This window comes from Bradyrhizobium sp. Bra78 (assembly GCF_024519855.1).
In the GTDB taxonomy this organism is placed as follows: Bacteria; Pseudomonadota; Alphaproteobacteria; order Rhizobiales; family Xanthobacteraceae; genus Bradyrhizobium; species Bradyrhizobium japonicum_G.
In genome coordinates this window covers 223918-237314 of sequence record NZ_JALJRE010000011.1, presented here as the reverse complement: position 1 = coordinate 237314, position 13397 = coordinate 223918, and the positions used below count along the sequence as shown (strand labels likewise).

Genomic DNA, 13397 nt, shown 5'->3' with positions numbered 1-13397 from the left:
CGCCCCCGTTCATATCTGAATAGCCACCGGTTCAATATTGAACGATAGGAGCCGGCTCTCCAACCCTTATAGTGGCGTGAAACGGAACAGCGGCGGCAACCCGCCCGCGACAATCAACAGGGAAACGCCTCGTCCTCCGCATGTCGGCGGGTGGCGTCTTCCGGGAGGACATCATGGCGCTGCCCGCTCTCTTGAAGGATTCGCTCGAGCTGCCCGTGGTCGGCTCGCCGCTCTTCCTCGTCTCCGGACCGGAGCTGGTGATCGCCCAGTGCAAGGCCGGTGTCGTCGGTTCGTTTCCGGCGCTCAACGCCCGTCCGGTCGAGAAGCTCGACGAATGGCTGAGCCGCATCGAGGACGAACTCGGCGAATACAAATCGCGCAATCCGGGCAAGAAGGTCGCGCCCTACGCCGTCAACCAGATCTGCCATGCCTCCAACGACCGGCTGATGAAGGACATGGAGACCTGTGTGAAGCACAGGGCGCCCATCATCATCACCTCGCTGCGGCCGCCGGCGGAGATCGTCGAGGCCGCGCATTCCTATGGCGGCCTCGTGTTCCACGATGTCATCAACGTCAAGCACGCGCGCAAGGCCGCCGAACAGGGCGTCGATGGCCTGATCCTGGTGTGCGCCGGCGCCGGCGGCCATGCCGGCACGCTGTCGCCATTCGCGCTGGTGCGCGAGGTCAAGCAATGGTTCGACGGCGCGATCCTGCTGTCGGGTGCCATCAGCGACGGCTTCGCCATCGCCTCCGCGCTGACGCTGGGTGCCGACCTTGCTTATATGGGCACGCGCTTCATCGCGACGAAGGAAGCCAACGCGGACGAAGCCTACAAGTCCGCGCTGACGCAGCACGCCGCGCATGACATTGTCTACACCAACCTCTTCACCGGCGTGCACGGCAACTATCTCGGCCCTTCCATCGCCGCCGCGGGACTTGATCCGGATAATCTGCCGGTCGCCGACAAGACGAAGATGAACTTCGGCTCAGGCGGCAACATGAAGTCCAAGGCCTGGCGCGACATCTGGGGCTCAGGCCAGGGCATCGGCCAGATCGCCGACGCGCCGCCGGTCGCCGAACTCGTCGAACGGATGAAGCGCGAATTCGACCAGGCGCGACAGGATTTCCTGATGCGCGCCAGCGCCTAAACGGGCTCGGACTGACAAGAAATCGGGAGGACAACATGAAGCTTGCATCCGCACTGATCGGCATGTCGTTGCTGACACTCGCCGCCTGCAGCGCCCGCGCCGAAGGCAGCGACGAGATCCGCATCGGGCAGACCCTGCCCTACAGCGGTCCGGCATCCGGCTTCGGCACGATCGGACGGACGCAGGAGGCGTTCTTCGAGAAGGTCAATGCAGAAGGCGGCATCAACGGCCGCAAGGTCAAGTTCACTACGCTGGACGACGCCTACTCGCCGCCGAAGACGGTCGAGCAGACCCGCAAGCTGGTGGAGCAGGATGAAGTGCTGATGATGTTCGGCTCGCTCGGCACCGCCACCAATAGCGCCGTGCAGCGCTACCTCAATGCCAAGAAGGTACCGCAGCTGTTCGTGCTCTCGGGCGCGACCAAATGGGCCGATCCCCAGAAGAACCCGTGGACGATGCCGGGCATGGCGGCCTACGAATCCGAAGGCGTGGTCTATGCCAAATACATCCTGCAGACCAAACCCGACGCCAGGATCGCGATCCTAGCGCAGAACGACGATTTCGGCCGTGACTACGTCGCGGGCTTCAAGCGCGCGCTCGGCACCAAGGCGGCCGGCATGATCATCGCGGAAGCGAGCTACGAGACCAGTGCGCCGACGATCAGCTCGCAGCTCTCGACCCTGAAGGCCTCGGGGGCCAACGTGCTGTTCGGCGTCGTGCTCGGCAAGTTCACCTCGCAGATGGTCAAGGGCGTGGCCGAGATCGGCTGGAAGCCGGAGCTGTTCTTCGTGCCGACTTCCGCCTCGTCGATCTCGTTCCTGGAGCCGGCAGGGCTCGATAATGCGGTCGGCCTGATCTCGTCGAGCAACCAGAAGGACACGATGGACCCTCAATGGGCCGACGATCCCGGCGTCAAAGAGTACTTCGCGTTCATGAAGCAATACATGCCGACCGCGGACCTCTCCAACTCCAACTACGCGGCCGGCTATCACTATGCGACGCTGCTGATGACGGTGCTCAGGGCGTGCAAGGACGACGTCAGCCGCGACAACATCATGCGCCAGGCGGCCTCGCTCAAAGAGGTGAAACTGCCGCTGCTGCTGCCTGGCATGTCTGTCACGACCGGCCCCGACGATTACCTGCCGTTCCAGCAGCTCCAGCTCCGCCGCTTCAACGGCAAGAGCTGGGTCGGATTTGGCGCCGTGCTGGATGATCGGTAGACCCGAGCGGAATAAGGACGCGCCATGATCATCAGCGGCGGACGCAGGATCGGCCATGACGATATCCAGGCCCGCATCAGGCGGGCAATGAGCGGCTTCCGCGCCCTGGGCCTCGCCGAGGCCGCGCCGGTCGCAATGATGCTGCGCAACGATTTCGCCCTGTTCGAGGTGGTCGCGGCCTCCGCCGCGCTGGGCAATCCGGTGGTGCCGATCAACTGGCATCTGAAGGCCGAGGAGGTCCGCTACATCCTCGCCGACAGCGGCGCGAAGATCCTGGTCTGCCACGCCGATTTGCTGCCGCAGATCCGTGACGGCGTGCCGGCGGATGTCCGCGTCCTCGTCGTCGAGACGCCGCCCGAGCTCGCCGCGACCTTCGCCATTCCCCCTGTGATGACCGAGGTCCCGGCCGGACTTCCCGATTGGGACCGCTGGCGCGACGGCCAGACCGAAGCGCAGGAGCCGCCGCGGCGCGCAGCAGCGATGATCTACACATCCGGGACCACGGGCATGCCGAAAGGCGTGCGGCGCATGCCGATGCAGCCTGACCAGGCGGCCGCCTCAGAGCGCGTGGGCGCCATCGCCTATGGCATCAAGCCGCGGGACAACCAGGTCGTGCTGATCAACGGGCCGATGTATCACTCGGCGCCGCACTCCTACGGCATGATGGCGTTCCGCAACGGTTGCACCATTGTCCTCCAGGCGCGGTTCGACGCCGAGGAGCTGCTCGCGCTGGTCGAGCGCCACCGGGTCACGCACATCCACATGGTGCCGACCATGTTCGTCCGGCTGTTGCGCCTGCCCGAGACCGTCAGGCAGCGTTACGACCTGTCGTCGCTGCGTTTCGTCGTGCACGGTGCCGCACCCTGCGCGCTCGAAATCAAGCGCGCCATGATCGAGTGGTGGGGGCCGGTCATCAACGAATATTTCGGCTCCACCGAGACCGGGATCCCGGTGTGGCACTCGGCCGAGGAGGCGTTGACGAAGCCCGGCACGGTCGGCCGCGCCATCGAGGGCGGCATCGTCAAAATCTTCCGCGAGGACGGCGGCCTCTGTGGCGCCAACGAGGTCGGCGAGATCTACATGCGCCAGATGGCGGTGCCCGATTTCGACTATCACGGCAAGCCGCAGGCCAGGGCCGAGGCCGGCCGCGACGGCCTCGTCAGCGTCGGCGACGTCGGTTACCTCGACGAGGATGGCTATCTGTTCCTGTGCGACCGCAAGCGCGACATGGTGATCTCCGGCGGCGTGAACATTTATCCCGCCGAGATCGAGAACGCGCTGATCGGAATGCCCGGCGTGCGCGACTGCGCCGTGTTCGGCATTCCCGACGCCGAATTTGGCGAGCGGCTGTGCGCGTTTGTCGAGCCAGAATCGGGCGCCGAGCTCTCGGCCGACGCCGTCCGATCGTTCCTGCGCGAGCGGCTTGCCAATTTCAAGGTGCCCAAGGACGTCGAATTCCGCGACGAGCTGCCGCGCGAGGCAACCGGAAAGATCTTCAAGCGCAAGCTGCGGGAGCCCTATTGGGCAGGCCATGCACGCGCCGGTGCGTGACGAACGGCTGCAAACAGCGTTTAAAACTATGTTGCTGTTGCAAAAGGGTCGCCGGTAAATGATGAGATGCCGGCGAATAGAGCCGGGATCACAGCCATGACATCGACCGACTTCATCGTTGCGCGAGATGATCTCGAGCAGTGCAAGGTGATTGCGACCGAGCTTCCCGACGCGGATTCGCTCCCGCCTGACGCGCTGCTCGTCAAGATCGACCGCTTCGCTTTTACGGCTAACAACATCACCTATGCGGTGCTCGGCGACGAGCTGAAATACTGGCAGCTGTTTCCCGCGCCGAACGGTTTTGGCAACATTCCGGTATGGGGCTTTGGCCAGGTGATCGCCTCGAAACACCCCAGCGTGGCCGTGGGCGAGCGCCTGTTCGGCTATTTCCCGATGGCGACGCATCTCGTGATCGAGGCGACCGACGTCAGCAAGCGCGGCTTGCGCGACGGTGCCGCGCACCGGCAGGGCGTGGCGCCGGTCTACAACGCCTATGCGCGCGTCAGCGGCGATCCCGCCTATGACGGCCGGCAGGGTGACTACCAGGCGCTGCTGCGGCCGCTGTTCATGCTGTCGTTCCTGGTCGACGATTTCCTCGCAGAGACCGGCGATTTCGGCGCGCGCACCGTGCTGCTCTCGAGCGCCTCGAGCAAGACCGCGTTTGGGCTCGCCCATCTCCTGCATACCCGCGGCCGCAAGGTGATCGGGCTGACCTCGGCCGGCAACACCGGCTTCGTGACCTCGCTCGGCTGCTACGACGAGGTCGCCACCTATGACCGCGTGACGTCGCTGCCGACGGATACGCCTGTCGCCTTCGTCGACATGGCCGGCAACAGCGCGTTGCGCGCCGGACTGCACCAGCACTTCGGCGAGCAGATGAAATGCTCGGTGCGCGTCGGTTTGACGCATCGCGCGACCGACGCCGACGAAGGCGCCCTGCCCGGCGCAAGACCGCGCTGGTTCTTCGCGCCCGACCAGATCCGCAAGCGCGCCAAGGAATGGGGCCCCGGCGGCATCGAGCAGCGCTTTGGCGCGGCATGGTCCGGCTTTGCGCCGCTGCTGCAGAGAAGCCTGAGCGTGGTCGAGAGCCGCGGCCCGGAGGCGGTGCGGCGGATCTATCTCGATACGCTGAAGGGGCGCATTCCGCCGGAGCAGGGCCACATGCTTTCACTGCTCGGGTAAAGCGCTTTTGACGTCGGCTGATCCGGTATAGCTTGACCTCCGAGCAAATGCCGCGAAGACGGCCACGAGGTCGCGCATGCTGGACAAGACGAAGGATATTTCCGTCTCGGCGCAAGCCTGGCTCGATGAATTCGAGCGCACGCTGGTCAAGCCTGATCCCGCCGCGCTCGACCGCCTCTTCCTCGCCGACAGCTTTTGGCGCGACGCGCTGGCGCTGAGCTGGAACCTGCAGACGATCGGTGGCCGGAACGAAGTTGCACTGGCACTGGCTGCGCTTGCACCCAAGGTGGTGCCTTCCAATTTCAAGGTCGCGCCGAATCGCGCGCCGCCGCGCTGGGTGATCCGCGCCGGCACCAGTAACATCGAAGCCATCTTCGATTTCGAGACCGCGTTTGGCCGCGGCAGCGGCATCGTCCGGCTCGTGCCCGATGCGGCCGACGGCGACCGGCTGAAGGCGTGGACGCTCCTCACCGCACTCGACACACTCAAAGGGTTCGAGGAACAGCTTGGCACGTCGCGGCCGCGCGGCCAGGCCTATTCGCGCGACTTCCGCGGCCCGAACTGGCTCGATTTACGCAACGCCTCGCGCGAGTATTCCGATCGCGATCCGGCCGTGCTGGTGGTCGGCGGCGGCCAGGCCGGGCTTGCGATCGCGGCGCGGCTGAAGCAGCTGAAAATCGACACGCTGATCGTCGATCGCGAGGCCCGGATCGGCGACAACTGGCGCAAGCGCTATCACGCGCTGACCCTGCACAACCAGGTGCAGGTGAATCACCTGCCCTACATGCCGTTCCCGCCGAACTGGCCGACCTATATCCCCAAGGACAAGCTCGCCAACTGGTTCGAAGCCTATGTCGACGCGATGGAGCTGAACTTCTGGACCGGCACCGAGTTCGAGGGCGGCGCCTATGACGAGGCCAGAGGCTGCTGGACCGTCACGCTGCGACGCGCCGATGGCAGTTCGCGCGCCATGCACCCGCGCCATGTGGTCATGGCAACTGGCGTCAGTGGTATCGCCAACGTGCCTGACATTCCGACCCTCGAGAATTTCAAGGGCACATTGCTGCATTCCAGCCGCTACGAGGACGGAGAGAACTGGACGGGCAAGCGAGCCATCGTCGTCGGCACCGGCAACAGCGGCCACGACATCGCGCAGGATCTCCATTCCAGCGGCGCGGAGGTGACGCTGCTGCAGCGTTCGCCGACGCTGGTTACCAATATCGAGCCGTCTGCCCAGCTAGCTTATGCGACCTACAATGAGGGTACGCTGGAGGACAATGATCTGATAGCGACCTCGATGCCGACGCCGCTGGCGAAGAAGACGCATGTGATGCTGACGGAGCAGTCGAAGGAGCTCGACAAGGAGCTGCTCGACGGTCTGCGCAAAGTCGGCTTCAAGCTCGACTTCGGCGAGGCCGGCACTGGCTGGCAATTCAAATACCTCACCCGCGGCGGCGGCTATTACTTCAATGTCGGCTGCTCCAACCTGATCGTCGAGGGCGCGATCAAGCTCATGCAGTTTGCAGACGTCGAGAGCTTCACGGCCGGCGGCGCCCGGATGAAGGACGGCTCGAATATCGCAGCCGATCTCATCGTGCTGTCCACGGGCTACAAGCCACAGGAATATCTGGTGCGAAAGCTGTTCGGCGATGCCGTCGCCGATCGCGTCGGCCCGATCTGGGGCTTTGGCGACGGCCTCGAGCTGCGCAACATGTATGCGCGCACGAGCCAGCCCGGCCTGTGGTTCATCGCCGGCAGCCTGGCGCAATGCCGGATCAACTCGAAATATCTCGCGCTCCAGATCAAGGGGATCGAGGAAGGGATTTTGGGGCGCGCCCCGGAATGACAGGAGAGAAACCAATGCCAGCCATTCTCGGCACCGGCGAGCATCGCTACCGCGTCGTCGAAAACTTCGCAAAGCTGCCGGAAGGCTGGCAATTGACCGACGTCGCGTCCGTCGCGGTCGACAGCAAGGACCGCGTCTACGTCTTCAACCGCGGCGCCCATCCGATGGTCGTGCTCGACCGCGAAGGCAATTTCCTGCGCAGTTTCGGCGAAGGGCTGTTCTCGCGCGCCCACGGGCTGCACATCGACGCCGACGACAATCTCTACTGCACCGACGACGGCGACCACACCGTGCGAAAATGCACCACCGACGGCAAGGTGCTGCTGACGATCGGCATCCCGGCTAAGCCGTCCCCGTTCATGAGCGGCGAGCCGTTCCACCGCTGCACCCACACGGCGCTGTCGCCGAAGGGCGAGATCTACGTGTCCGACGGCTACGGCAATGCGCGCGTGCACAAATACACCCCCGACGGCAAGCTGATCAAAAGCTGGGGTGAGCCCGGCACCGACCCCGGCCAGTTCAACATCGTGCACAATATCGCCACCGATGCCGACGGCTGGGTCTATGTCGCCGACCGCGAGAACCACCGCGTTCAGGTGTTCAACGGCGAGGGCAAATACGAAACGCAGTGGAACAATCTGCATCGCCCCTGCGCGCTGTGCTGCTGCGGCGGCGGCAAGACCCCGACCTTCGTGATCGGCGAGCTCGGCCCGGGGCTCGCCATCAATCGCAATGTCCCCAATCTCGGCCCGCGGCTGTCGATCGTCGACGCCAAGGGAAAACGCATCGCGCGGCTGGGAGGCGAGGAAGGGCCGGGCGTTGCCAGCGGAAAGTTCCTGGCACCCCACGGCATCGCACTGGATTCACGCGGCGACATCTATGTCGGCGAGGTTGGCGTAACCAACTGGGACACCAGCTTCCCGGACGAGGAAATGCCGGCCACGGTGCGCGCGACACGATGCCTGCAGAAGCTGGAACGGCTGCAGGGGTAGCTGCCCAGCAAGGCCGCCGCGTTATTGAACGCCGTCGTCCCCCAACGTCGTCCCGGCGGCGGCTCCCCAGATCGCGGCGTTTTTGAGCGTTTTGCCACCCCGCCGCCGTATTGCTTGCGCCTGAATAAGTCGCTCAACGGGCTTCACAATCCCGTCACGCTGCATGTAGTATGTCAATACATGCTGCTTCGCAGCGTACATGGAGGCCGGGAGCGTTACTTGAACGCACATGTCTCGCAAGGCAGTTGGCCGGTGTTGGTGCTGAACGCGGACTTCCGGCCGCTGAGTTACTACCCACTGTCTCTGTGGTCGTGGCAGGACGCGATCAAGGCGGTGTTCCTCGACCGCGTCAACATCGTCGCGCATTACGATCAGGCGGTCCATAGCCCGACGCTGCAAATGCAGCTGCCTAGCGTGGTCTCGCTCAAATCCTTCGTCAAGCCGACCACCCACCCCGCATTCACCCGGTTCAACGTCTTCCTGCGCGATCGTTTCGCCTGCCAATATTGCGGCTCGCCCGAAGACCTCACCTTCGATCACATCATCCCGCGCAGCAAAGGTGGCCAGACCACTTGGGAGAACGTGGTCGCGGCGTGCTCGCCCTGCAATCTGCGCAAGGGCAATCTTACGCCGGTGCAGGCAAAAATGTTTCCGCGCCAGCACGCCTTCGCCCCGACCGTGCATCAGCTCCACCGCAACGGCCGCCTGTTCCCGCCGAACTATCTGCACGACAGCTGGCTGGACTATCTCTACTGGGATACGGAACTGGATCCGTAGGCTCTGGTCTCACATCCCGATCGCATTCCTTGCCACCACGTCGAGATAGAATGCCGCGCTCAGCTTCGGGACCGTTGCCTGGGTCTCGAAGTCAACGCGGTAGAGGCCGAAACGCTTGCCGAATCGGCACGCCCTCGATGGTGGCGCGCTGCATCTGGTCGAATAGTTGCGCAGGAACATGATACGGTCGGGGTCGTAGACCTGGCCGTCGGCATTCGAAGGTGGAAGGATCGGTCGTCACCTGCAGCGACATGCTCACCGGCGCGCCGTCGAGCTCGTCTTGCGCAATGCCTGGTGCGGGCACAGCGCAGAGACCGACCGCAGCCAGAGCGCCCCCCGTCCAACGCTCGATCATCACCGCGCTTCGAAATTGCCAGGAACGGATGGAGGTTAGATCGCCCGCATCGGGACGGGCAAGAGCAGCCATTGTACGGTACGCCAATTCGAAAGCGCCGCCCGCACACGCGACCCACATTTTCGTGCACTCGCAAGAAATCGACCAAAATTCGTGACAGCAGCTGGCGGGCCGTCGCCCAGGACGGAACCCTAAGCGCCTGCGTCCGTTCAGAGTCGAGGGGCGGATGTCTTGCGGGCGCTGACCGTCCGCGACGGTCGTATCCGGTCCCGCCACAGCAGGGGAGAATAGCGATGCCCACAGCCGAGAACGATCACGTCTACAAGATCCTGGAGCTGGTCGGGTCGTCCGAGACCTCGATCGAGGATGCGATCAAGAACGCAATCGGCCGCGCCGCCAAGACCATTCGCGAAATGAAATGGTTCGAGGTCACGCAGACGCGCGGCCACATTGAAAACGGCGCGGTCCGCCACTATCAAGTGACGCTGCGGGTCGGGTTTACGCTTGACGGGTAAAGTCCCCTTCAGGCGAGATGGCACGCCACGAAGTGCCCGCCTGCTCCCTCCTTCAGCTCCGGCGCGCTTTCGGCGCAGCGCGGCTGGGCGATCGGGCAGCGGGTGTGGAAGTGGCAGCCGGACGGCGGCTTCATCGGGCTCGGCACGTCGCCCTTGAGACGGATGCGCTCGCGCTTGAGCTTGGGATCCGGCACCGGCACCGCTGACAGGAGCGCCCTGGTGTAGGGATGCTGCGGGTTGCGGTAGAGGTCGTTCGCCTTCGCCAGCTCGACGATGCGGCCGAGATACATCACCGCGACGCGGTCGGAGATGTGCTCGACCACCGAGAGGTCGTGCGCGACGAAGAGATAGGTGAGGTTCAGCTCGGCCTGGAGATCTTCCAGCAGGTTGATGACCTGGGCCTGAATCGACACGTCGAGCGCGGACACCGGCTCGTCGCAGACGATCAGCTTCGGCTCGACCGCGAGCGCGCGGGCGATCACGATGCGCTGGCGCTGGCCGCCGGAGAATTCGTGCGGATAGCGCCGCATGTGCTCGGCCTTGAGACCGACCTTCACCAGCAGGCTCGCGACGCGATCCTCACGCTCCTTGGCCGATGAACCAAGCTTATGGATCACGAGCGCCTCGCCGAGGATGGCGCCGACCGTCATGCGCGGATTGAGCGAGGCGAACGGATCCTGGAACACGAGCTGCATGTTCCGCCGCATCGCGCGCAGATCGTTGCCGCCGAGCTGGCGCACGTCCTGGCCGTCGAAAGTAACCTCGCCGTCAGTCGGCTCGATCAGGCGCAGCACGCAGCGTCCCGTCGTCGACTTGCCGCAGCCGGATTCGCCGACGAGACCGAGCGTCTCGCCGCGATTGACCGAGAACGACACGCCGTCGACCGCATAGACGGTGCCGACCTGGCGCGACAGCAGGCCGCCGAGCACGGGGAAATATTTCTTCAGGCCGCTGACGCGGAGCAAGGGCTCGGTCATGCCGCACCTCCCAACTGCGTATCGCCGAGATGACAGGCCATGCGATGGCTGGGTGCGATCTCGCGCAGCAGCGGCTCCTTCTCGGTGCAGACGTTCATTGCGAACTTGCAGCGCGGCGCAAAGCGGCAGCCGACCGGCGGGTTGATCAGGATCGGCACCGAGCCGCCGATCGCCTCGAGCCGCGTCTTGTGCTCGCTGTCCAGGTCGATGCGCGGAATCGAACGGATCAACCCTTGCGTATAGGGATGGCCCGGGTTGCTGAACAGATCGTCGACCGGCGCTTCCTCGACCACTTTGCCGGCATACATCACGACGACGCGTTGCGCGGTTTCGGCAACGACGCCCATGGCATGGGTGATCAGCATCACCGCCATGCCGAAGCGCTCCTTCATGTCCTGGAGCAGATCGAGGATCTGTGCCTGGATGGTGACGTCGAGCGCGGTGGTGGGCTCGTCGGCGATGATCAGCTTCGGCTTGCAGGCGAGCGCCATCGCGATCATCACGCGCTGACGCATGCCGCCGGAGAACTGGTGCGGATAATTGTGCACGCGGCCTTCGGCGTTGGGAATCTGCACCAGCTTGAGCATCTCGATGGTGCGTTCGATCGCCTGTTTCCTGGTGACGTTCTCATGGCGGCGCAGGCTTTCGGCGATCTGCTCGCCGATCGTGAGCACCGGATTGAGCGAGGTCATCGGCTCCTGGAAGATGAAGCCGATCTCCTTGGCGCGGATCTCGTCGAGCTGACTGCTCGTCAGCGGCACGAGATCGCGGCCCTCGAAGATGATCTGGCCCGCCGCGATGCGGCCCGGCGGCATCGCGATCAGCTTCAGGATCGACATCGCGGTCACGGTCTTGCCGCAGCCGGATTCGCCGACGACACAGAGCGTCTCGCCACGGTTGATCGAGATGTCGACGCCGTCGACGGCCTGAAGGATGCCGTCGTCGGTGGAGAAATGGGTCTTCAGGCCCTTGATCTCGAGCAGTGGCGCCATCAGATCACCCGCCGCGCATCGAGCGCGTCACGCAGGCCGTCGCCGATGAAGTTGATGGCGACCACCGCGATGAAGATCGCGCCGCCCGGAAACAGCGCCCAGTGCGGGCCGATGTCGAGGAAGTCCTTGGCATCATAGAGCAGCCGGCCCCAGGTCGGGGTATCCGGCGGAAAGCCGAGGCCGAGGAAGGACAGCGTCGATTCCGCGATGATGGCGGCGGCGACGTCGATGGTGCCGGCGATGATCACCGGACCGAGCGCATTGGGCAGGATGTGGCGCACCACCTGCCGCACCGGGCTGGCTCCGAGCGCGCGCGCGGCTTCGACGAACTCCTTCTCGCGGATCGACAGGAACTGCGCGCGCACGAGGCGAGCGACCGGCATCCAGCGCAGGCCGCCGATCACAAGCACGATCAGGATGAAGATGCCGCCTTCGGGGCCGAATGCGGCCTTGAGCCCGTCCCGGAAGAGATAGATGAGCAGCAGCAGCAGTGGCAATTGCGGCAACGACAAAAAGAGATCGGTGAGCCACATCAGCCCATGACCGAGCGCACCGCGCGACATGCCGGCGAGCGCGCCGACCAGCACGCCGATGAAGACCGAGACCAGCATCGCGGCAAGGCCGACCGCAAGCGAGATACGCCCGCCATAGATCATGCGGGCGAGGATGTCCTGCCCGAGATCGTCGGTGCCGAATGGATGGGCGAGCGACGGCCCCTGCAAGCCGGCCACGATATCGATGTCGTCGATCTTGACGCGCCAGATGAAGGGGCCAGCCACCACCGCCAGGATCAGAATGAGGAGCAGGAACGCACTGACGACGGCAAGCTTGTGGCGGCTATAGCGCCGCCACGTCTCGCGCCAGGGCGAGTAGACCCGCCGCTCAGCGGAGGGAGATGCGAGGGTCAAGCCAGCCATAAAGGACGTCCGCGATGAGATTGAACAGGACCACCAGGCACGCGAAGACGAAAGTGACGGCCATCACCACCGGCGTGTCGTTGGAAAGGATGGAGGAGATCAGCAGCGAGCCGATGCCGGGGATGCGGAAGATCTGCTCGGTGACGATGGCGCCGCCGAACACCGCGGGGATCTGCAACGCGATCAGCGTCACGACCGGGATCATGGCGTTGCGCATCACATGCTTTACGATGACCGTGGCCTGCCCGAGCCCCTTGGCCCGCGCGGTGGTGACATAGTCGAGCCGGATCACGTCGAGCATTGCCGAGCGAACGAAACGCGTCATCGACGCCGCCTGGAACAGGCCGAGCACCGCCACCGGCATGATCGCCTGCCGGATCATCTCCAGCACCCAGTGGATGCCGGTACCCTTGATGTCGGTGGTATAGACGAAAGGCAGCCAGTCCAGCGTGACCGAGAAGATCAGGATGAACAGGATGCCGGTGAAGAAGGTCGGCAGCGAAAAGCCGACGAAGGCGAGCGCGTTGGCGACTTGGTCGAATACCGAATAGGGCTTGGTCGCCGCATAGACGCCGACGGGAATTGCGACCAGCAGCGCAAGGATCTGTGCCGAGCCGATCACGTAGAGTGTCGTCGGTAGGCGCTGGAGGATGAGCGTATCGACGTTCATCCGGCTGACGAACGAAAAACCCCAGTCGCCATGCATCATGGCCGACAGCCAGTGCAGGTAACGAAGATAGATCGGATCATCCAGGCCAAATTTGGCCCGAAGTGCGGCTTGCACTTCGGGCGGCACGTTCGGATTGGTCGCCAGTTCGGAGAACGGGTCGCCGGGAGCCAGCGCCAACACAAAGAACAGCACTGCCGAGATGCCGAGCAGGCTCGGGATCGCGATCAGCAAGCGACGCAGGACATACTGACTCAT

General features: G+C 64.4%; 12 protein-coding genes and 1 pseudogene. 8 read left to right on the top strand and 5 right to left on the bottom strand.

All coding sequences use genetic code 11. The features are described 5' to 3' along the window. Window positions 1-173 precede the first annotated feature (173 nt). The 7 genes from OC450_RS24430 (at window position 174) to OC450_RS24400 (ending at window position 8716) form a co-directional block, all read left to right on the top strand. Window positions 174-1148: an NAD(P)H-dependent flavin oxidoreductase gene (locus OC450_RS24430; RefSeq protein WP_262048825.1), complete on the top strand. Its 975-nt coding sequence runs from the start codon at window positions 174-176 to the stop codon at window positions 1146-1148. Between the two features lie 35 nt (window positions 1149-1183). Beyond that, window positions 1184-2368: an ABC transporter substrate-binding protein gene (locus OC450_RS24425; protein ID WP_262048824.1), complete on the top strand. Its 1185-nt coding sequence runs from the start codon at window positions 1184-1186 to the stop codon at window positions 2366-2368. 24 nt (window positions 2369-2392) lie between these two features. Next, on the top strand, window positions 2393-3919 hold the full coding sequence (locus OC450_RS24420; RefSeq protein WP_256807306.1) for an acyl-CoA synthetase: 1527 nt from the start codon (window positions 2393-2395) through the stop codon (window positions 3917-3919). Window positions 3920-4015: 96 nt separating this feature from the next. Further along, the gene (locus tag OC450_RS24415) at window positions 4016-5101 is read left to right on the top strand and encodes a DUF2855 family protein (RefSeq protein ID WP_262048823.1); all 1086 of its coding nucleotides are present in this window, start codon (window positions 4016-4018) and stop codon (window positions 5099-5101) included. A 76-nt stretch (window positions 5102-5177) separates the two neighbouring features. Beyond that, window positions 5178-6947, top strand: a complete 1770-nt coding sequence (locus tag OC450_RS24410) for a flavin-containing monooxygenase (protein ID WP_256807308.1) — start codon at window positions 5178-5180, stop codon at window positions 6945-6947. A gap of 14 nt (window positions 6948-6961) precedes the next feature. Further along, entirely contained in the window at window positions 6962-7939 is a 978-nt protein-coding gene (locus OC450_RS24405; RefSeq protein ID WP_211381213.1) for a peptidyl-alpha-hydroxyglycine alpha-amidating lyase family protein, read from the top strand. 219 nt (window positions 7940-8158) lie between these two features. Next, a complete protein-coding gene (locus OC450_RS24400; protein WP_018316280.1) occupies window positions 8159-8716 on the top strand; it encodes an HNH endonuclease in 558 nt (185 codons plus the stop codon). A gap of 9 nt (window positions 8717-8725) precedes the next feature. Here OC450_RS24400 and OC450_RS24395 read toward each other — a convergent pair. Further along, window positions 8726-8926: pseudogene (locus OC450_RS24395) on the bottom strand (beta-glucosidase); the annotation flags it as partial. Between the two features lie 438 nt (window positions 8927-9364). On the opposite strand from OC450_RS24395, the gene OC450_RS24390 reads away from it, so the two are divergent. Continuing rightward, window positions 9365-9586: a dodecin gene (locus OC450_RS24390; protein WP_211381211.1), complete on the top strand. Its 222-nt coding sequence runs from the start codon at window positions 9365-9367 to the stop codon at window positions 9584-9586. An 8-nt stretch (window positions 9587-9594) separates the two neighbouring features. Here OC450_RS24390 and OC450_RS24385 read toward each other — a convergent pair whose 3' ends face one another. Genes OC450_RS24385 through OC450_RS24370 form a run of 4 tightly spaced genes read right to left on the bottom strand, consistent with a single transcriptional unit; the run spans window position 9595 to window position 13397 of the window. Further along, the gene (locus tag OC450_RS24385; RefSeq protein WP_211381210.1) at window positions 9595-10563 is read right to left on the bottom strand and encodes an ABC transporter ATP-binding protein; all 969 of its coding nucleotides are present in this window, start codon (window positions 10561-10563) and stop codon (window positions 9595-9597) included. Then, the gene (locus OC450_RS24380; RefSeq protein ID WP_211381209.1) at window positions 10560-11555 is read right to left on the bottom strand and encodes an ABC transporter ATP-binding protein; all 996 of its coding nucleotides are present in this window, start codon (window positions 11553-11555) and stop codon (window positions 10560-10562) included. The genes OC450_RS24385 and OC450_RS24380 overlap by 4 nt, the downstream gene beginning before the upstream one ends. Then, a complete protein-coding gene (locus OC450_RS24375; RefSeq protein WP_211381208.1) occupies window positions 11555-12472 on the bottom strand; it encodes an ABC transporter permease in 918 nt (305 codons plus the stop codon). The genes OC450_RS24380 and OC450_RS24375 overlap by 1 nt, the downstream gene beginning before the upstream one ends. Further along, window positions 12438-13397 carry an ABC transporter permease gene (locus OC450_RS24370; protein WP_262048822.1) on the bottom strand — a complete coding sequence of 320 codons (960 nt, stop codon included), beginning with the start codon at window positions 13395-13397 and terminating at the stop codon, window positions 12438-12440. Before OC450_RS24370 ends, OC450_RS24375 begins: the two co-directional genes overlap by 35 nt.